The organism is Spirillospora sp. NPDC048819 (genome assembly GCF_040650055.1).
GTDB lineage: Bacteria > Actinomycetota > Actinomycetes > Streptosporangiales > Streptosporangiaceae > Spirillospora.
Genome location: NZ_JBEZGN010000017.1, coordinates 13,281 through 31,899, shown reverse-complemented (window position 1 = coordinate 31,899; position 18,619 = coordinate 13,281). Strand labels below are relative to the sequence as shown.

Here is an 18,619-nt window from a genome sequence, read left to right as displayed (position 1 = left end):
CACGTGGAGGCCGGGATCGCTTCCTCCGCGAGAGGTATTTGCGGCCGAGTTCAATGGGGGCCGCCCCCCAGACCGGAAACCACCCCGCCCGAAACCGGACGGGGTGGCTCCTTCTCGGCCGTGCCGGACTCGTCCGGCGGGCTCAGCTGTCCTTGATCTCGCAGATGACGGCGCCCGCGGAGACGGTCTGGCCGACCTCGGCGACCAGGCCGGTGAGGGTCCCGGACTTGTGCGCGGTGAGCGGCTGCTCCATCTTCATCGCCTCCAGCACCACGATGGTGTCGCCGGCCTCCACCGCCGCGCCGTCCTCGACGACGATCTTGACGATGGTGCCCTGCATGGGGCTGACCAGCGAGTCACCGGACGCCTGCGCGCCGCCGCCCTTCTTGCCCCCGCGCTTCCTGGCGGGCTGGGCACCGCCTCCCGGGGCCGTGGACGCGCCGAGACCCGCGGGCAGGACGACCTCGATCCGCCGTCCGCCGACCTCGACCGTGACGCGCTCCCGGCCGCCCTCGTCCTCGTCCCCGGCGACGGGCGTCTCGTAGGGAGGGATCTGGTTGTCGAACTCGGTCTCGATCCACCGGGTGTGGACGGAGAACGGCGTCGCGTCGTCCTCGGGGACGAACGCCGCGTCGTCCAGCACCGCGCGGTGGAACGGCAGCACCGTCGGCATCCCGTCGATCACGAACTCGGCCAGCGCGCGGCGGGCCCGCTCGACCGCCTGCCGGCGCGTCGCCCCCGTCACGATCAGCTTCGCGATCAGGGAGTCGAACGCCTGCGGGACGGTCTGCCCGGCGCCGTACCCGGTGTCCAGCCGGACGCCGGGGCCGGTCGGCGGCTCCCACCGGGTCAGCGTGCCGACGGCGGGCAGGAACCCGCGCCCGGCGTCCTCGGCGTTCAGCCGGAACTCGATCGAGTGGCCGCGCAGCTCCGGGTCGCCGTACCCGAGCTCCTCGCCGTCGGCGACGCGGAACATCTCCCGGACGAGGTCGACCCCCGTGACCTCCTCGGTGACGGGGTGCTCCACCTGGAGGCGCGTGTTGACTTCGAGGAACGAGATCGTCCCGTCCTGGCCGACGAGGAACTCGCACGTCCCCGCGCCGACGTACCCGGCCTCCTTCAGGATGGCCTTGGACGAGGTGTACAGCAGCTCGACCTGCTCGTCCGACAGGTACGGCGCAGGGGCCTCCTCGACGAGCTTCTGGTGCCGCCGCTGCAGCGAGCAGTCGCGGGTGGACACCACGACGACGTTGCCGTGCTTGTCGGCCAGGCACTGGGTCTCGACGTGCCGCGGCTTGTCCAGGTACCGCTCGACGAAGCACTCGCCGCGCCCGAACGCGCCCACCGCCTCCCGGACGGCGGAGTCGTACAGCTCGGGGACCTCCTCCAGCGTCCGCGCCACCTTCAGGCCGCGTCCGCCACCGCCGTACGCCGCCTTGATCGCGATCGGCAGGCCGTGCTCCTCGGCGAACGCGACGACCTCGTCCGCACCCGAGACCGGGTCCTTGGTGCCGGCGACCAGCGGCGCGCCGACCTTCTGGGCGATATGCCTGGCCTGCACCTTGTCGCCCAGCGCGATGATCGCGTCGGGCGGCGGACCGATCCACGTCAGCCCCGCGTTCTGCACGGCCGCCGCGAAGTCGGCGTTCTCCGCCAGGAACCCGTAGCCGGGATGGACGGCGTCCGCGCCGGCCTCAGCGGCGATCTTCAAAAGCTTCTCAATGTTCAGGTAGCTCTCGGCCGCCGTCTGCCCACCCAGGGCGAACGCCTCGTCGGCGACCCGAACGTGCAGCGCCTCCAGATCGGGCTCGGCGTACACCGCCACACTGGCCAGGCCCGCATCACGACAGGCACGGGCTATACGAACCGCGATCTCACCGCGGTTGGCGATCAGGACCTTGCGCACGTGGGTCTCCTCCCTCAACCTCGCACGCGCAGTCTAGATAACCGCCGAACCAGGTTTTCGTAAGCCCCTCCTTATGGCGCCGCAACGCCCGTGCCACGGGGTCTGCCGCCCCGTGCCGGGCACGGGCCAGGGGGACTCGTACACGGTGACCGTTTCGCGTCTGCGCCGCCGGCCGGCGGGTGTAATCTTCGGCTCGGATCTGCTCGGCTCCTATCAGCGGGAGAGGCCGATGGTTCGCCCGTGGCCCCGGGTCGGCCTGACGGTCGCCCTGGCCGCCTGCCTGCTGGCTCCCTCGTCCACCGTCCGGCGGGAGAGCCCCGTCGTGGACGCCGACGTCACCCGGCAGCTCACGATCGCCGCGAGCACGCTGCTGCGGCACCGCTCGCAGGCCCTCGTCCAGAAGCACCACCGCGACAGTACGGCCGTGCCCCGCGAGGTGTACGGCGTCCGGATCTCCCCGCGGCTCGCGCGCTCCCAGGAACGGGCCGTCCGCGAACTGGAGAACCGCAACCGCGCCCCCGTCGAGGGCGGCCCCGCCTACACCGGCGCCCGCACGAGACTCGACGGCGGGCACGCCGTCCGGAAGGGGGACCGCATCACCCTGGAGGCGGTCGAGCACACCGTCGTCCGGTACGGCGGCGGCAAGGTCACCCAGTCGGTGCGGCGCCGGTTCGTGTTCCGGACCCGGGGCGAGCAGATCACCATGATCGCCGAGCGGGTCCTCGACCCGGACGCGCACCCGGTGAACGACGCGGTCTCTCCCGCCCGCTGACACGTCCCGCCGAATTGCGCGAGCGCCGGCCCTGAAAATGCTTTGACGGACAGTAATTACGCGGGTCACAAGGGGTGTGGATGATCGTGTGTGGCCACATCCGGACGCGCCGGGATGGCGCGAAAATACCCGTATCGGCGGACGATCCGCGTGATGGCCCTGGATCAACGTGATGGGTGAGGCGTAGGCTGACGCCGGTGGTGAGCCGTTTCCGCCCCCGCAGCACCGGGAAAAGGCCCCCATTCTTCGGCAGGACCTGAAACGTTCCAGCGATCAGCGACGAAAGGGCCGGATCGATGGGTGACAAGCGCGGCGCCAACCTCGGCGAGCTTGAGGAACTGTCCCGTATCTTCAGCAAGCACTCACGCAACCTCGACGCCCTGATCAAGGACCTCAACGGCCGCACCGTCAGCAGCAGCGCCGCCTGGTGGGGCCCGGGCGCCGACCGCTTCCGCAGCGCCTGGGCCGAGGCCAAGACCGCCTTCGACAAGATGGCCGTCGCCCTGGAGCAGGGCAGCCAGGACATTCGCAAGTCCCAGCAGAACATCGAGGCCGCCACCCGCTGAGGCCTCGCCACGAGCCGCGGGTCCCGGCCCATCCCCCCGAGGCCGGGACCCGCATCATCCGCGCTGGAGGACGAGCGCCTTTAGACGTGGGGGGAATCGCTTCCCTGTCTACGGCGTGGAGCGCCGCTGAACCTGTGTGAACACTATCGTGCACTGTTAGACGTGCCTCACATGTATAATAATCGGTCGTGTCCGTGACGCGGAAGGTTCGCCGGTTCTCCGGCGGCGTGTACGACCTGGGCCTGCACGTGGTGTGGTGCCCGAAGTACCGCCGCCCGGTGCTGGTCGGCCGGGTCGCGGCGCGGCTGGAGGAGCTGATCCGGGCCAAGGCCGACGAGAAGGGCTGGGAGGTCATCGCCCTGGAGGTGATGCCTGACCATGTGCACCTGTTCCTCAAGCACGACCCGAAAGCCTCGGCCTCGTATGTGGCCAACCAGTTCAAGGGCTTCACCTCCCGCGTCCTGCGCAGCGAGTTCCCGCACCTGAAGTCCCGGCTGCCGACGCTGTGGTCGTCGTCGTACTTCGCCGCGTCGGTGGGCGCGGTGTCGGAGGCGACCGTGCGCCGTTACATCGACACCCAGTGGGAACGCCCCTGGAAGAAGGACACCGGGGGCAAGGGTGCGTAGGTCGTACAAGTTCCTGCTGCGCCCCACGAACCGGCAGGCCGGGGCGCTGCACGCGATGCTGGCCGACCACTGCGCGCTCTACAACGCGGCGTTGCAGGAACGTCGGGACGCCTACGCGCACGCCTCCAAGACCCGTATCCGGTACGGGGATCAGTCCGCCCAGCTGTCTGGCATCCGCGCGTTCGACCCCGATCAGGCCCGATGGTCGTTCTCCTCCCAGCAGGCCACCCTGCGCCGGTTGAACCGCGCCTTCGAGGCGTTCTTCCGCCGCGTCACAGGCGGCGACAAGCCCGGCTACCCCCGCTTTCGGTCCCGGTCCCGATTCGACACCGTCGAGTTTCCCAAGGACGGTGACGGCTGCAAGTGGGACAGCGTCCCGCACGAAGCGCAGACCCGCGTCCGGCTCCAAGGGATCGGGCACGTCCGCGTGCACCGGCACCGTCCCGTCAAGGGCCGCGTAAAGACGATCAGCATCAAACGGGAAGGCCGCCGCTGGTACGTGATCCTGTCCTGTGCCGATGTTCCGGCCGAGTCCCTGCCCGCGACAGGCCGCCAGGTCGGCATCGACCTGGGCGTGACGCACTTCCTGGTCACCAGCGCCGACGAGTACGTGACCAACCCGCGTCCCGCCAAGAACGCGGCCGACCAGCTCGCCGCCGCACAACGCGCCCTGGACGCCTTCGGCAAGAAGGCCGGGAAGCGGACCAAGAAGCACCGGCGGGCGGCACGGAAGGTCGCGCGTCTGCACGCCAGGATCCGCCGCCAACGCCTCGACCACGCACACAAGACCGCCAACTTCCTCGTCCGCTCCGCCGACGTGATCGCGCACGAGAAACTGCCGGTGGCGAACATGGTCCGCCGTCCCCGGCCCCGGCAGGGCGACGACGGCACCTTCGAGCCGAACCGGGCATCGGCCAAGGCCGGGCTGAACAAGAGCATCCTGGACGCGGGTTGGGGGGTGTTCCTGGGAGTCCTCGCGCACAAGGCAGAATGCGCCGGTCGCGAACTGATCCCCGTGGACCCCCGCAACACCTCCCGCGAATGCCCGCAGTGCGGGCACACCGCGAAACAGAACCGCGACCGAGAAGCGTTCGAGTGCACCCGATGCGGGCACGCCGACCACGCTGACCACGTGGGAGCGCTCAACATCGCAGCAAGGGCCGGGCTGGCCCTCCGCGCCGTCGCCTAGCCGACGACACGGGAAGCCCGCGCGTTACGCGTGGGTGGAGTCACTACCTGCTCCACGACCGCCGCCGCCGCCCCATCTGGGGCGCCGCCGATCACGGCGCCGCCCTCGGGAAGGCCCTCCAGGCCGCCGCAACCGGCCACGACGAGAAGTCGACCGGCCTCGCGTTCGCAGCCGCCAAGATCCTCGCCGCCGACGCCCGCGAGCACTTCGCGGTCAAGGACGGCAGGCTGGTGGCCGAGGAGCTCAGCCTTCAAGGGCTCGGATCTTGCCGGAATGCCGTTCGCCACCGACGGGCCGGACCCGAAGATCCGCCCATTCGATGAACTCGACCCCATCGAAATGGAGGAGCTCCTGCGCTGGGCCACCGAGGAGGCCAAGCTCCGGACCATCAGCGACGGTGCGATGAACGCCATCAATAATGGAGCGGTGAAGGCCGCCGGGCACTATGAAGACAAAGACGGCAACAGCGTTACTCCAAGTGTTGAGCGATGACTCCCAGATGGCCCCTCTTTATGGCCGTGGTGGTGGCCACGGGAGGTTCGGCCGTCGGCTGTACTGGAGATTCGCCGGACGGCCGGCAAACGCCGGCAGCGCCCCCGCGTCCTGTTGTGGAAAGTTCGCCTTACCTCTGCGATTTCGTCCCGGAGAAGGCGTTCCAGGAGGTCACCGGGCTCAACATCGGTCTCAATGTTCGCTGGGCGGGGCCGCAGACGGACAATGGGTTGTGCCTGGCGCATGCGAAGGGACGTCAAGCGCCGCTCGGGGTGCGGTGGTCGTACAACGATGGGGCGGACATCGTCCGCCGGCAGCAGGAGGATACGGCGACGCAGTCTTATCCGCTTCCGCGCGAGATGGGAGAGGGGCTGGCGGTCATCCGTCCCACGTCGGGCGCCAATCCGAGGCCGAATTACGTGATCGCGCTTTTCAGGTGCGGCGGGAAGCGGCCGTGGATCAGTATCGATTTCGCGCCGGTGGTGCGGGGGCGGGATGCGGTGCAGGACATGTTCGAGTTCATGCGGATCGCGCAGAAGCGGTTCGGGGAAATACTTGAGTGCACCCCGAAGCCGTGATCAGTCCGTGTTGAGCGGGGGTGGGAGGGCGACCTGGATCTGGGTGGTGGCGCCGGTGGCGACGAAGAGGCCGCGGCCGGTGGGGCCGCCCAGCGGGGCGTTGCGGGGGAGGCGGAGGCCGAACAGGTCGCCGTCGTCGGGGGAGTCGATGGACAGCAGGACGCCGGAGCGGGAGCGGCGGGTGTCGGAGAGGAAGCCGCGGTAGCCGCGTCCGATGTCGGCGGTGGTGCCGCCGATGACGACTGCGTGCTCGCCGTCGCGGGCGGTGCGGAGGACGTCGCGGAGGGCGTCGTCCAGGTCGGTCTCGTCGAGGAGTTCGGCGTCGTCGACGATGACGGCGTAGCGGTGCTCGTCGCCGATGGCTTCGGCGAGGTCGTCGGCGTCGGAGTCGGAGGTGAGCAGGCCGAGGACGCCCGGGTGGCCCGACAGCAGGCGCAGCGGGGAGCGCCGGGGCGTGACGAGGACGACGGGGACGAGGCCGCCGCCGACGGCGGGGTCGAGGAGCGAGTGGACGATCGTGCGCAGCGTCGTGGAGCGGCCGGAGCGGGACGGGCCGGCGACGGCGAAGCCGGGGCCCTCGTTCAGGAGGTCGACGCCGACGGGGGCGAGGGTGTCGCCGCCGACGCCGACGAGGGCCCAGAGGGCGGACGGGGCGAGGAACTCGGGGTCGAGCGACATGGCCTCGCGGTAGGTCACGCGGACGGGCAGTTCGTCCACGTGCAGGGGACGCTGGCGGCGCGGCAGGCGGCCGTAGCGGGACACGCAGGTGCGGGCGATCTCCTGGAGGACGGCGACCTGCGCGGTGCCGGACGGGTCGTCCCCGAGGAGGCCGATCTGCGATTCGCGCGGGGGCGCGCCGGGGACGGTGGGTTCCAGGGCGCGTCCGGGCGGCATGGCGGCGGGGACCTGCTTGTCCTGGAGGCCGCCGTAGCCGTAGTCGTTCGGGTCGGCCATGCGGAGGATGAGGCGGCGGTCGAAGACGGTGGAGATCTGGCCGCCGAGGCCGGAGCGGTCGCCGGTGAACACGGCGCGCAGGCCGACGGCGGCGCCCTCGCGCAGGAGCCGGATGACCTGGTCGACGAGGCGGCCGTAGTCGTAGTGCTCGAACGCGCCGAGGAAGCCCTCCCAGCGGTCGAGGAGCAGCACCATCCAGGGGAGGCGGTCGGTGGCGGCGACGGCGGCGCGCTGTTCGGCGAGGGACGCGAAGCCGGCCTCGGCGAGGAGCTGCTGGCGGCGGGCGATCTCGGCGGCGAGCGCGGTGACGAGCCGTTCGCAGCGGTCGAGCTGGTCGCGGGTGACGACGGCGCCGCAGTGCGGGAGGGAGACGAGGGGCAGCAGGGCGTTCGCGCCGCAGTCGACGGCGTACAGGTGCGCGTCGTAGGGGGAGCAGGCGCCGGCGAGGGACCCGGCGATGGTGCGCAGCGCGGTGGAGCGGCCCGACTGCGCGGACCCGGCGAGGTACAGGTGGCCGCCGGAGGCGAGGTCGAGGGTGAGTTGCTCGCGGGACTGGACGGCGGGCAGGTCGGTGACGCCGAACGGGATCGGGGGGACGTCGACGACGGAGCCGCCGGCGGCGGTGCGGGGCCTCAGCGTGATCTGTTCGGGCAGCGGGCTCAGCCACGGGGACGGCAGGCGTGTGACGCCGGCGCGGCGGGCCGCCTCGTCGATCGCCTGGACGAGGACGCCGAGGTCGGTGGCCAGATCCGGGTCGCCCGCGGTGTCGCCGCCGTCGCGGGGCGCGGGCAGCGGGTGGCCGAGGCCCTGCCAGGGGAGCGGCAGGACGGTGGGGCCGTGGCCGGTGGTGCCGGTTCCGGGGCGCCGCCCCCCGATCCGGGCGGACTGGACGGGTTGCGGCGCTGACACGCCGGAGCGGACGTAGCAGCGTCCGGGGGTGGACTTGGAGATCTGCGCGGCCTCGGGAGAATCGAGGACGTCGGTGGACTCGTCGGGGTCGGTGACGCGGAGCGCGATCCGCAGGTTGGTGTTGGCGCGGATGTCGGCGGTGACGACCCCGGCGGGACGCTGCGTGGCGAGGATGAGGTGGACGCCGAGGGACCGGCCGCGGCGTCCGATGTCGACGAGGCCGGTGACGAAGTCGGGCAGTTCGGTGACCATGGCGGCGAACTCGTCGATGACGAGGACGAGCCTTGCCATGGTGGGCAGGTCCGGGTCGGCGGCGCGCAGGTCGTTGTAGTCGTCGATGTCCTTGGCGCCCGCGTCGAGGAGGACCTCCTCGCGGCGGCGGAGTTCGGCGGCGAGGGACTCCAGGGCGCGTTCCGTCGCGTGGCCGTCGAGGTCGGTGACCATGCCGACGGTGTGGGGGAGGCGGGCGCAGTCCTTGAACGCGGCGCCGCCCTTGTAGTCGATGAGGACGAACGTCATCTCGTCGGGGCGGTTCGCGACGGCCAGGGACGCGATGAGCGTCTGCAGAAGCTCGGACTTGCCCGCGCCCGTGGTTCCCGCGATGAGGCCGTGAGGCCCGTCCGCGCGGAGGTCGATGACGTACGGGTCTCTGGGGCCGTGCCCACCCGGGCCGACGCCGATGGGGACGCGTGTGGTCCGGCCTCCTGTGCGTGCCCACATCTGGAGGATGTGCTCGGCGGTGGGGTCGGGCATGTCGAAGACGTCCAGGAGCCGCACCTCGGGCGGGATGGAGTCTTCGGCGTCCTCGCGTGACACGTCCCGGACGGGGGCCAGCGCGCGCGCCACCCGGTCTGTCCAGGTCGCCGTGACCTGGTCGGCGAGTACGGGGCCGATCACGTCCAGCCCATGGCCCTGGAGCCGGACCATCGACGGGTACTGCGGGTCCCACGCCGCCACGGCCTGGCACTCTTCGGGGAGCAGGCGCTCCTCGTCGTCGATGCAGATGGCGTACAGCCCGTACTCGGCGCCGCGCGACAGCAGCATCGGCATCCCGGGTATGCGACGCAACGCGCGCGCGCCGTCCAGGACGATCAGGACGTTGTACGGGACGGCGTCGGCGGCCTTCCCGCCCTGCCCGAAGAAGGACGACTCCGACTGCGCGGCACGACGCCGTTCCGTCACCCGGATCGCCAGTTCGGTGACGCGGTGCGCGGCGGACTCGGCGTCGGTGCCGACGAGGGCGACGCAGTCCTCACCCTCGCGCGGCGCGCAGTGCGGCAGCCACCGCACCCAGTTCCACTCGTCCCCGGCGCCCTGGTCGGCGGACAGGACGACGATGGAGAGGTCGCGGGGGCTGTGCAGGGCGGCGGCCTGCCCGACCAGCCAGCGGGCCAGCGCGCGGGACGCGGGACGCGGACCGGTCAGCCCGATGACGCCCAGTTCCGCGAGCGGCAACGCCACCGGCACCTGCCGAGCGGCCGGCACCGCGATGTGGGCGTCGCCGGTGAACTCGATGTCGGCGGGCAGGTCGGCGAGGCCCACGCGCAGGTGCAGGACGTCGGGGTCGTCGTGGCGGCGTTCCCACAGCCGCCGCCGCGGGCCGGTCGCCGTCAGCAGCACCTCGGCCGGGTCGGGGTGGAACGCGCGCCGCTCGGCCTCGTCCTCGCGCCGCAGCCGCTCCACCTCGCCGTCGAACTCGCCGGACCTGCGGTGGTACTCCTTCAGCGACCTCTTGTACGACTTGCGCCCGTGCAGCCGGTCGCCGACCCATTCGCCGACCGTCATCACGGGCCAGGCCAGCGCGAACAGCGCCCACCACCACTGCCCGAGCCCGAACGCCATGACGAGCCCGAACGCCGAGAACAGCAGCGCCCCGAACAGCCGGAGCCGCTCACGCGGATTCCGTTCGGGACGCTTCGGGACCTCCAGCCGCCGGTCACGGTGCGCCGGGTTGAGCCGCGGCGGCCGGTTGAACGCCAGCCCGCCCTCCGGCAGCGGCTCCAGGTGGGTGTCGGGGGCGGCGCTCGGCGCGAGCGCCAGCACGCTGGAGCCCACGGACAGCAGCGCGCCCGCCGGCCACATCGCCTTGGCGGCCAGCGGCGCCCCGTCCAGCGCGGCGGCCCCCTGCACCGTCTGCGCGGACGCCTCGACCTCGACCGACTCGCGCCCGACCGTGAGCCGCAGCGAACGGGCCGGCACGGACGGGTCGTCCAGCACCACGTCCACGTCGCGGCCCGAGCCGATCGTGCTGACCCCGAGGCCGAGGCGGTGCACCGACCCGGCCGCGGGGCCGCCGACGACGCGGACCTCGACGAGCCCGGTCGGCTCGGCGAGGACGGTGGCGGCGGCGCCGCGCTGCTCGACCGCCACGACGGCGCCGTCCCGCAGTTCCTTGACGGCGAGGGCCTGCGGGTCGAGCATCCGCCCGTCCATCCACAGGGCCCGCCTCGATCGCGGACTCCGCCCGCCGCCGGGGGCGGGCCTGTCCTTGGCGAGCAGGGCGTCATTCGAGTAGCGGGGCGCCGGGACGGGCGGCGGCGCGGCCGACGGCGCCCGGCCGTCGAGCAGGGCGGCGAGGGACTGCGCGACCCCGTCCACCGTGACCTCGGAGTCGGCGTCCAGCACGACATCGCGCGGTCCTCCGCCGGTCAGCGCCGTGAACGAGATCCGCATCAGAGCCCTCCGACGTCCTCGGGACAACCGCGCTCAGCTTAGTTACCCGTCCCCTCCGACTCCCGGTAGGCGGCGACGACGGTCTTGAGGGCGTCGTCCATCGGCGTCGGGGCCATGCCGAACGTGGACTCGAACGCCGAGGAGTCCAGGATGTACGGCTTGTCGAACTGGTACCTGGTCTCCCGCAGCTCCTTCATCATCGGCGAGACGAGCCCGAGCGCGTTGAAGACGGGACGCGGGACCGCGCGGACACGCGGGGCCGGGGCGCCGGCGATGGCGCACAGCCGCTCGGCGACGTCCAGCGTGGAGACGGCCGGGCCGGTCGGGACGTGCCACGCCCGCCCCCATGCCCGCTCGTCCGTCCCGGCGATGGCGAGGGCCTCCGCGACGTCCGGCAGGTACGTCCAGGCGTGCGGGACGGACGGGTCGCTCAGGTACGACACGCGCTTGCCCGCCAGCAGCGGCTTCACGAACCGGACCTCGCCGATGTACGCCTGGTCGGTGCTCCGGGGCCCGTAGTAGTCGGAGCCGCGCAGCTCGGTGACCCGGACGCGGCCCGCCCGGTGCGCGGCGATCGCGTCCCGCCACATCTTCGCCCGCACCCGGCCCTTGGTTCCCGTCGCCGCGAGCGGCAGGTCCTCGGTGATCGGCCCGTCCACCGGTCCGTACACGTACAGGTTGCTCAGCGTGGCCAGGACGGCGCCGGTCTCCTCGGCCGCGCCGAGGAAGGACGCGGCCATCGGCGGCCAGTCCTGCGCCCACCGGTGATACCGCGGGTTGACGCAGTTGTAGAGCGCGTCCGCACCCTTGGTGATCTCGGTCAGCCGCGTCCGGTCGGCGACGTCGGCGGCGACCCGCCGGACGCCCTCGGGCCCCGACCCGGACCGCGTCACGACGACGACGTCGTGCCCGGCCCCGGCGAGCCGCTCGGCGAGGTGGGCGCCGACCTGCCCGGCTCCAACGATCACGTGCTTGCCCATGTCGTTCTCCTGTCTTCCGTTGCGTTCGGTTGGTCCGGTGCTTGCGCTGGTTGCGGTGTGCCGCCCTTCCAGCGGTCTCATGAGGGCGACATGCCGCAGGTCAACGGGTGCGGCCGGGTGTTTCGACGTGCGTCTTGAGGGCCTTCAGGCGGGTCTCGTGGGTCGCGCGCAGCTTGCGCGCCCCGAAGACCCGGCGGACGAGCGGCCCGGCGAGCGATTCCTGGAGGGTCACCCGGGTGCGTCCGCCCTCCGGGGTCAGGACCATGCGGTCGACCGCCCGGTAGAGGCCGAGGGAGCTGCCCGTCCAGCTGAGCTCCCTGCCGGGGTCGACCACGGCGAACCGGGAGCGCAGCGGGGTGCCGTCCTGTGCCCAGCGGAACTCCCGGCCCGGCTCCACGGCGTCCAGTGCCCGGACGCGGAACCCGGGCGCCCAGGTCTCCCAGCCGCGCAGGTCGGCGAGGACGTCCCAGACCTCCTGCGCCGGCGCGTCGATGACGATGTCGGACGAGCTGGTGACGGGCGCGCCCTCGTCGATCCGGCCGCGCAGCGCGTACTCCTCGTGCAGCGTCTTGAGGTTCCTGGCGGCCATGGGGGCTCCTCTGGGTTCAGTGCTCCGTTACGAGAGCAATGCTCTCTCTAGAGAGCGGCGTTGTCAAGAGCAGTGCTCTCGAATTGGTGCGACGCTCTGCTAGCCTGGCCTCATGAGCGCGGGTCGTACGGCACGGGAACGAGTCAGGGCGGAGCTGATCCGCGAGATCACGGAGATCGCCAGGCGGCACCTGGCCACCGAGGGGGCGACGGGGCTTTCGCTGCGCGCGGTCGCCCGCGAGATGGGCATGGTGTCCTCGGCGATCTACCGGTACTTCCCGAGCCGCGACGACCTGCTCACCGCGCTGATCATCGACGGGTACAACGCGGTCGGCGAGGCCGTGGAGAACGCCGACGCCGAAACGCGCGCCGACGACTTCGCCGGACGGTGGCTCGCCGTCTGCAGGGCCGTCCGCGAGTGGGCGCTGGCGCACCCCCACGAGTACGCCCTGCTGCACGGGTCGCCCGTCCCGGGCTACAAGGCGCCGGAGGACACCGTCCCCGCGGCCGTGCGCGACACGGTCGTCCTCGCGCAAATCGTCACCCAGGCGCACGCGGCCGGCGCCATCGAGCCGGCCGGAGCCGCCCCGGCGCCGCCGCCCTCGATCGCCGCGGACCTGGACCGGGCGCGCACCGCGGTCTTCCTGGACGTCCCGGATGACCTGATCGTTCGTTCCCTCACGGCATGGGCCGGTTTGTATGGAACGGTCAGCTTCGAATTGTTCGGGCAATTCAACAATGTGCTGGAGGACGACCGGGCCGGCTACTTCGACCACACCATGACCCTGCTGGCGGGTCTCATCGGCCTGCGCCCCTGACCCGGCGGGGCGCGCGACCGCGATCCGGCGCCCGCGACCGCGATCCGGCGGGCCTCCGGCGCGCGTCCGGAGTCGCCCGGGATGTGGTCAGTGACAGAAGTGACTGGTGGTAAGGAACCCGGTGATCAACGAATTCGCAGGTCACCGGGGTATGCCCGGATATGGAACGGCTTGCGTTCACCGAATCCATTGACGTGACCTTGCCGCCCCCGCAAGCATGGATCGCTCGGTGATGCGCGGATCCCGGGAAACGGGTCCGCGAAGGGGCGGGAAGGAGCGCGTGGGCAGCGCGATGAAGTCCAACCAGTCGACCTTCGCCGGAGGCGGAACGGGCTCGGGCGGAGGCGGAGCGGGTTCGGCCGGCGGTGGCGCGGCGGGCTCGTCCGGCGCCGCGGCGGGGCTCGGACGTTCGGGTCTCGGCACGTCCGGAGGGCAGCGGCTTCCCACCTCCCCGCGCGAGCGCAAACCGGCGCTGGCCGCCCTCGCGGTGCTGCTCATCCTCGGCGGCGCCCTCGCGAGTGCCTACCTCGTGATGGCCAGCGGCGAGCGGGTGTCGGCGATCCGGATCGCGCAGCCCGTCGCCGCCGGGCAGCAGATCCCGGCCGCCGCACTCGAAGAGGTCCAGGTCGGCGACACCGGGATCCAGTACATCAGCTGGTCGGAGCGCGCCAAGGTGGCCCGCCACCTCGCGGCGGTCCCGCTGGTCGAGGGCGCGCTGCTGACCAACTCCATGATCAGCTCCCCGGACGCCCCCGCGATGGGACGCCTCATCGTGGGGCTCGCGCTCAAGCCCGGCCAGTTCCCGTCCGGCGGCGTCGCCGTCGGCAAGCACGTCACCCTCTACGCGGTCGGCGGCGGGCAGAACGGCGGGCCGCGCGCCGGCACCGTCCTCGCCCAGGACGCCATCGTGGTCGGCCTCTCCGGCGGAGGCGGCGGGGGCGACCTCGGCGGCACCCGGCTGCGGTCCGACCAGACCAGCGTGGACGTCGCCGTCCTGCCGGCCGACGCGCCGCAGGTGACCCAGGCGGCCTCGGCCGGGGCGGTCGCGCTCGCGCTCATCCCGGACGGGACGAAGGCCGCCACCGCACCCGCCGGGCCCGGCCCGCAGGGGCCCACCCCGGGCGGGAACGAGGAGCCCGGCGGCGCCGAGCCTCCCGACGGCACCGTGCCGGTGCCGGGCGGCGGAGGCACGGGCGAGAGCGGGACACCGGGACCGGGCGCGGGCGGTAACTGACCGTGGCACTCATCGCGCTCGCGGCCGACAAGGGGGCGCCGGGCGTCACGACCGCGGCCGTCGCCCTCGGCGCCGTGTGGCCCCGTCCCGTGCTGGTCGCGGAGTGCGACCAGGCGGGCGGCGACCTCGTGTACCGGCTGCCCGCCGCCCCGGACGCCGGTGACGCCCCCCGGGATCACGCCGGGGACGGCGGGATGCTCAACCCGTCGCGCGGGCTGCTCAGCCTCGCCGCCACCGCGCGCCGCGGCCTGCGCCCCGACCAGATCGCCGAGCACTGCCAGCGGCTCGTCGGCGGCCTCGACGTGCTCGTCGGGACCACCAACGCCGAGCAGGCGCAGGCGATGACCTGGCTGTGGGGCCCGCTCGGCCGCGCGTTCGCCGGCCTCGACCCCGTCGACGTGATCGCCGACTGCGGGCGGCTCGGCGCCGGGACCCCGCTGACCGAGCTGATGCACGAGGCCGACATGGTCGTCCTGCTCACCAGGGCCACCCTGGAACAGGTCGCCCACCTGCGCGAACGCGTCACCGCGCTGACGGCGGAGCTGCGCGGCGGCCCGCCCGTCGGGGTGCTCGTCCTCGCCGACCCGCGCGACTTCCGCGGCTCGATCGCCGAGGTCGACCGCGTCCTCGCCGGGGTGCGGGGCCGCGCCCGGCCGATGGACGCGGGCGCGCAGCAGGGGCCCCCGCCGCCGGACGTGACCGTCCTCGGCGGGCTGGCCCTCGACCCCAAGGGCGCCGAGCTGCTGTCGGGCCGCTGGGGCGGCCGCCTGGACCGCTCGCTGCTGATCCGGTCGGCGCGCGAGGTCGCGGGCGAACTCGCCGGACGTCTCGCGTCGACCCGGCCGGTCCCGGGCGCGGGCCATGACCGCGGCGGACACGACGTCCCGCCCCCGTACGGGCCGGCGCCCGAACCACCACCGCCGCCACCACCGTCGGCGCCGCCCGCCCCGAGGGTCCCGCCCGGCCCCGGCGGTGAGGGGCTGTCGGCGGACGGCCAGGTCCCGGCGAGCGAGCGGCCCCCGGCGACCGGGCAGGTCCCGGCGGGCGGACGGCACGAGGAGGGGAGGCGCTAGATGGACCACGGGCTCGTCAAACGTCTCCGCCAGGAGGTCGGCGACCGGCTGGCGCAGCAGCGCCGCCTCGACGCCGCCAACGGGCTGCCGCCGATGACCGGGGAGGACGAGCGGCAGTTCGCCCGCGCCCTCATCGGCCAGGTGCTGGAGGAGTTCGCGCGCGGCGAGATCACCTCCGGGCGCCGCCCGCCGAACGCCGAAGAGGAGGAGGCGCTCGCGGCCGGGGTGCACGCGGCGCTGTTCGGGGTGGGCCGGCTCCAGCCGCTGCTGGAGGACCCCGAGATCGAGAACATCGACATCAACGGCTGCGACCGCGTGTTCATCGGCTACGCCGACGGGCGCGAGGTGATGGGCGAGCCGGTCGCCGAGAGCGACGAGGAACTCGTCGAGCTGATCCAGATACTCGCCGCCTACAGCGGGCTGTCGTCGCGCCCGTTCGACACCGCGAACCCGCAGCTCGACCTGCGGCTCCCGGACGGTTCGCGGCTGTCGGCGGTGATGGACGTGACGGTCCGCCCGGCGCTGTCGATCCGCCGCGCCCGCCTCGGCAAGGTCTTCCTCGCCGACCTGGTCGGCAACGGCACGTTCACCCAGGAGATCGGGTACTTCCTCCGCGCCGCCGTGCAGGCACGCAAGAACATCATGATCGCCGGGGCGACGAACGCGGGGAAGACGACGCTGCTGCGCGCCGTCGCGAACGAGATCCCGGCGGACGAGCGGCTCATCACCGTCGAACGCGCCCTCGAACTCGGCCTGGACGCCTTCCCCGAGCTGCACCCCAACTGCATCGCGTTCGAGCAGCGGCTCCCGAACTCCGAGGGGCAGGGCGCGATCTCGATGGCGGAGCTGGTCCGCCGGTCGCTGCGCATGAACCCGTCCCGCGTGATCGTCGGCGAGGTGCTCGGCGACGAGATCGTCACGATGCTGAACGCGATGACGCAGGGCAACGACGGGTCGCTGTCGACGATCCACGCGAACTCGTCGGTGGAGGTCTTCAACCGCATCGCGACGTATGCGATCCAGTCGGACGAGCGGCTGCCCGTCGAGGCGACCCACATGCTGATCGCGGGCGCGATCGACTTCGTCGTGTTCATCGAGAAGCGCAACGAGTACGCCTCCGGGGGGCGGCTGCGCCGCTACGTCGCCAGCGTCCGGGAGGTCACCGGAGTGGACGGGCGGGTCATGTCGTCGGAGGTCTTCGCGCTCGGGCCCGGCGGGTTCGCGGTGCCGGCCGCGCCGATCGCGTGCGCCGCCGAACTCGCCGACCACGGCTACGACCCGTCCGCCGGAGGTGCCTGGTGAACGGGTCGCCGGTGACCGGCGGGGGAGGGCGCTGATGTACGCGCCGGACGTCCTGCTCGCCATCGTCGCGGGCGCCGTGGCGGGCGGCGGGCTGCTGCTCCTCGCCGTCGCGCTGCGCGGGCTGCCGCCGCGGTCCGCGGCCGGCGGGCGGCGGCAGGTCCGCAGCCGCGAAGACCTCGTCAGGACGCTCACGACCCGCACCGCCGTAGCCGTCATCGTCGGCGTGGCCGTGCTGGTCGTGACGCGCTGGCCGATCGCCGCCGCCGGGACCGGCGCGCTCGTGCTCACCTGGAACGGCCTGGTCGGCGGCGCCGCCGAGGAGCGCAAGGGCATGGCGGGGCTGGAGGCCCTCGCCGGCTGGACGGAGTCGCTGCGCGACACCATCGCGGGCGCCGTCGGCCTCGAACAGGCGATCCCCGCCTCGCAGCGCGCCGCCGCGCCGGCCCTGCAGCAGCCGCTGCGCAACCTCGTCGACCGGCTGCACACCCGCGTCCCGATGCCGGAGGCGCTGCGCCGGTTCGCCGACGACCTCGACGACCCGTCCGCCGACCTGGTGATCGCCGCGCTGATCCTGAACTCCAAGCTCCGCGGCCCCGGCCTGCGCGACATGCTCAGTGCCCTCGCGAACTCCGCCCGCGCCGAGCTGGACATGCGGCGCCGCGTGGAGGCCGACCGGCGCTCCACCCGGCGCAGCGTCCGCATCGTCGTCGCCGTCTCCGTCGGGACGGCCCTGGCCCTCGCCGTGTTCAACCACTCCTACGTCGAGCCGTACGACGACGTCCTCGGCCAGCTCGTCCTGTGCATCGTCGTCGCGCTGTACGGGGCGGCGTTCCTGTGGCTGCGCCGGCTGTCGAAGTACGAGCTGCCGGGGCGGTTCCTCAGCGAGCCGCGCAGGGCCGTCCAGCCCGGCGTGCCCGGTGAGGTGCCGAGCACCGTGGCGGGCTGGCAGGGCGGCGGACCCGGTTCCGGCGGCCCGCAGGAACTCCCGCTGCGCGGACGGCACACCATGGACGCGGGAGGGGGTGGCGCGGAGTGAACGCCGCGATGCTCGCGGGCGCCGTCGTCGGCCTCGGCCTGTACGTCCTCGCGCGGGCGCTGTTCCCGCCGCGGCCCGGCCTCGCCGCGCGGATGGCCGCGCTCGACGCCGCCCGCCGTCGCGACCTGGAGGAGCAGCAGGCGGGGCGGATGTCCCCGACGCTGGAGCGGGTCGGCGGGCTGCGCTCCAGGCTGGGAAGGGAGCTGGCGCGGTTCTGCGAGTCGCGCGGCTGGCGGCTGCGTTCGGTTCGCGCCGACCTGGCGATCACCGAGCGGTCGCTGGAGGCGTTCCTCGCGACGAAGTTCCTGCTCCCCGCCGCCGCGCTGCTGTTCATCCCGCTGATCGCCGCGTACTTCGCGCTGCTCGGGCTCGGCTCGTCCGTCGCCGTCCCCGTCTGGATCTGCATCCTGTTCGCCGCCGTGTTCTTCTTCTTCCCCGACATGCAGCTGCGGCAGGAGGCGCAGGCCCGCAGGCAGGACTTCCGGCACGTCGTCGGCGCGTTCCTCGACCTGGTCTCGATGAACCTCGCCGGCGGGCGCGGTGTGCCGGAGGCGCTGATGACCGCCTCGAACGTCGGTGAGGGCTGGGCCATGCACCGCATCCGCGACGCCCTGGCCAACGCGCGCATCACCGGCCAGACGCCCTGGCAGTCGCTCGGCAGGCTCGGCGAGGAACTCGACATCGCCGAGCTGCGCGATCTCGCCGGGGCGCTCGCCCTCGTCGCCGACGACGGCGCGCAGGTCCGCAAGTCCCTGTCCGCCCGCGCCGCGTCGATGCGCAGCCGCGAGCTTTCGGAGCTGGAGGGCAAGGCGGGCGAACGCTCCCAGTCGATGCTCGTCGCCCAGCTGTTCCTCTGCGCCGGCTTCCTGATCTTCCTGGCCTACCCGGCCCTCATGCGGGTGCTCGCCTCATGAGCCCGCACA

Annotated in this window: 17 protein-coding genes; 12 read left to right on the top strand and 5 right to left on the bottom strand. The window is 72.9% G+C overall.

Annotated features, from left to right (window positions below; translation table 11 throughout):
• Window positions 1–142: 142 nt before the first annotated feature.
• On the bottom strand, window positions 143–1,906 hold the full coding sequence (locus AB0C35_RS22610) for a biotin carboxylase N-terminal domain-containing protein (protein ID WP_358458897.1): 1,764 nt from the start codon (window positions 1,904–1,906) through the stop codon (window positions 143–145).
• 145 nt (window positions 1,907–2,051) lie between these two features.
• Between AB0C35_RS22610 and AB0C35_RS22605 the strand changes: the two genes are divergently transcribed.
• The 4 genes from AB0C35_RS22605 (at window position 2,052) to AB0C35_RS22590 (ending at window position 5,059) form a co-directional block, all read left to right on the top strand.
• Window positions 2,052–2,678 carry a hypothetical protein gene (locus AB0C35_RS22605; RefSeq protein ID WP_358458895.1) on the top strand — a complete coding sequence of 209 codons (627 nt, stop codon included), beginning with the start codon at window positions 2,052–2,054 and terminating at the stop codon, window positions 2,676–2,678.
• A 296-nt stretch (window positions 2,679–2,974) separates the two neighbouring features.
• Window positions 2,975–3,244: a WXG100 family type VII secretion target gene (locus AB0C35_RS22600; protein WP_176404684.1), complete on the top strand. Its 270-nt coding sequence runs from the start codon at window positions 2,975–2,977 to the stop codon at window positions 3,242–3,244.
• Window positions 3,245–3,438: 194 nt separating this feature from the next.
• Window positions 3,439–3,870 carry an IS200/IS605 family transposase gene (gene tnpA / locus AB0C35_RS22595; protein ID WP_358459160.1) on the top strand — a complete coding sequence of 144 codons (432 nt, stop codon included), beginning with the start codon at window positions 3,439–3,441 and terminating at the stop codon, window positions 3,868–3,870.
• The gene (locus tag AB0C35_RS22590) at window positions 3,863–5,059 is read left to right on the top strand and encodes a transposase (protein ID WP_358458893.1); all 1,197 of its coding nucleotides are present in this window, start codon (window positions 3,863–3,865) and stop codon (window positions 5,057–5,059) included. Before tnpA ends, AB0C35_RS22590 begins: the two co-directional genes overlap by 8 nt.
• Here AB0C35_RS22590 and AB0C35_RS22585 read toward each other — a convergent pair.
• Window positions 5,056–5,313: a hypothetical protein gene (locus AB0C35_RS22585; protein WP_358458891.1), complete on the bottom strand. Its 258-nt coding sequence runs from the start codon at window positions 5,311–5,313 to the stop codon at window positions 5,056–5,058. The genes AB0C35_RS22590 and AB0C35_RS22585 overlap by 4 nt on opposite strands.
• Before the next feature lie 19 nt (window positions 5,314–5,332).
• On the opposite strand from AB0C35_RS22585, the gene AB0C35_RS22580 reads away from it, so the two are divergent.
• Window positions 5,333–5,551, top strand: coding sequence for a hypothetical protein (locus AB0C35_RS22580; RefSeq protein WP_358458889.1), 219 nt, complete (start codon window positions 5,333–5,335; stop codon window positions 5,549–5,551).
• Between the two features lie 20 nt (window positions 5,552–5,571).
• The gene (locus tag AB0C35_RS22575) at window positions 5,572–6,129 is read left to right on the top strand and encodes a hypothetical protein (protein ID WP_358458887.1); all 558 of its coding nucleotides are present in this window, start codon (window positions 5,572–5,574) and stop codon (window positions 6,127–6,129) included.
• On the opposite strand, the gene AB0C35_RS22570 is transcribed toward AB0C35_RS22575, so the two are convergent.
• The 3 genes from AB0C35_RS22570 to AB0C35_RS22560 form a co-directional block, all read right to left on the bottom strand.
• A complete protein-coding gene (locus AB0C35_RS22570) occupies window positions 6,130–10,665 on the bottom strand; it encodes an FtsK/SpoIIIE domain-containing protein (protein WP_358458885.1) in 4,536 nt (1,511 codons plus the stop codon).
• Window positions 10,666–10,703: 38 nt separating this feature from the next.
• Window positions 10,704–11,645 carry an NAD-dependent epimerase/dehydratase family protein gene (locus AB0C35_RS22565; protein WP_358458883.1) on the bottom strand — a complete coding sequence of 314 codons (942 nt, stop codon included), beginning with the start codon at window positions 11,643–11,645 and terminating at the stop codon, window positions 10,704–10,706.
• Window positions 11,646–11,745: 100 nt separating this feature from the next.
• Window positions 11,746–12,234 (bottom strand): SRPBCC family protein, encoded by a 489-nt coding sequence (locus AB0C35_RS22560; protein WP_358458881.1) that lies wholly within the window; start codon window positions 12,232–12,234, stop codon window positions 11,746–11,748.
• A 112-nt stretch (window positions 12,235–12,346) separates the two neighbouring features.
• On the opposite strand from AB0C35_RS22560, the gene AB0C35_RS22555 reads away from it, so the two are divergent.
• From AB0C35_RS22555 to AB0C35_RS22530, 6 genes are all read left to right on the top strand, one after another.
• Window positions 12,347–13,051 carry a TetR/AcrR family transcriptional regulator gene (locus AB0C35_RS22555; RefSeq protein WP_358458879.1) on the top strand — a complete coding sequence of 235 codons (705 nt, stop codon included), beginning with the start codon at window positions 12,347–12,349 and terminating at the stop codon, window positions 13,049–13,051.
• Window positions 13,052–13,331: 280 nt separating this feature from the next.
• On the top strand, window positions 13,332–14,285 hold the full coding sequence (locus tag AB0C35_RS22550; RefSeq protein ID WP_358458877.1) for a hypothetical protein: 954 nt from the start codon (window positions 13,332–13,334) through the stop codon (window positions 14,283–14,285).
• Between the two features lie 2 nt (window positions 14,286–14,287).
• Entirely contained in the window at window positions 14,288–15,358 is a 1,071-nt protein-coding gene (locus AB0C35_RS22545) for a hypothetical protein (RefSeq protein WP_358458875.1), read from the top strand.
• Window positions 15,359–16,660 carry an ATPase, T2SS/T4P/T4SS family gene (locus AB0C35_RS22540; protein ID WP_358458873.1) on the top strand — a complete coding sequence of 434 codons (1,302 nt, stop codon included), beginning with the start codon at window positions 15,359–15,361 and terminating at the stop codon, window positions 16,658–16,660.
• A 34-nt stretch (window positions 16,661–16,694) separates the two neighbouring features.
• A complete protein-coding gene (locus tag AB0C35_RS22535) occupies window positions 16,695–17,696 on the top strand; it encodes a type II secretion system F family protein (RefSeq protein ID WP_358458871.1) in 1,002 nt (333 codons plus the stop codon).
• Window positions 17,693–18,610 (top strand): type II secretion system F family protein, encoded by a 918-nt coding sequence (locus AB0C35_RS22530; RefSeq protein WP_358458869.1) that lies wholly within the window; start codon window positions 17,693–17,695, stop codon window positions 18,608–18,610. Before AB0C35_RS22535 ends, AB0C35_RS22530 begins: the two co-directional genes overlap by 4 nt.
• Window positions 18,611–18,619 lie beyond the last annotated feature (9 nt).

Bases quoted from the DNA above. Each gene is read 5' to 3' on its own strand.
- AB0C35_RS22600 (WP_176404684.1), top strand. From the start codon at position 2,975: ATGGGTGACAAGCGCGGCGCCAACCTCGGCGAGCTTGAGGAACTGTCC.
- AB0C35_RS22570 (WP_358458885.1), bottom strand. From the start codon at position 10,665: ATGCGGATCTCGTTCACGGCGCTGACCGGCGGAGGACCGCGCGATGTC.
- AB0C35_RS22540 (WP_358458873.1), top strand. From the start codon at position 15,359: ATGGACCACGGGCTCGTCAAACGTCTCCGCCAGGAGGTCGGCGACCGG.
- AB0C35_RS22555 (WP_358458879.1), top strand. From the start codon at position 12,347: ATGAGCGCGGGTCGTACGGCACGGGAACGAGTCAGGGCGGAGCTGATC.
- AB0C35_RS22565 (WP_358458883.1), bottom strand. From the start codon at position 11,645: ATGGGCAAGCACGTGATCGTTGGAGCCGGGCAGGTCGGCGCCCACCTC.
- AB0C35_RS22580 (WP_358458889.1), top strand. From the start codon at position 5,333: ATGCCGTTCGCCACCGACGGGCCGGACCCGAAGATCCGCCCATTCGAT.
- AB0C35_RS22560 (WP_358458881.1), bottom strand. From the start codon at position 12,234: ATGGCCGCCAGGAACCTCAAGACGCTGCACGAGGAGTACGCGCTGCGC.
- AB0C35_RS22535 (WP_358458871.1), top strand. From the start codon at position 16,695: ATGTACGCGCCGGACGTCCTGCTCGCCATCGTCGCGGGCGCCGTGGCG.
- AB0C35_RS22575 (WP_358458887.1), top strand. From the start codon at position 5,572: ATGGCCGTGGTGGTGGCCACGGGAGGTTCGGCCGTCGGCTGTACTGGA.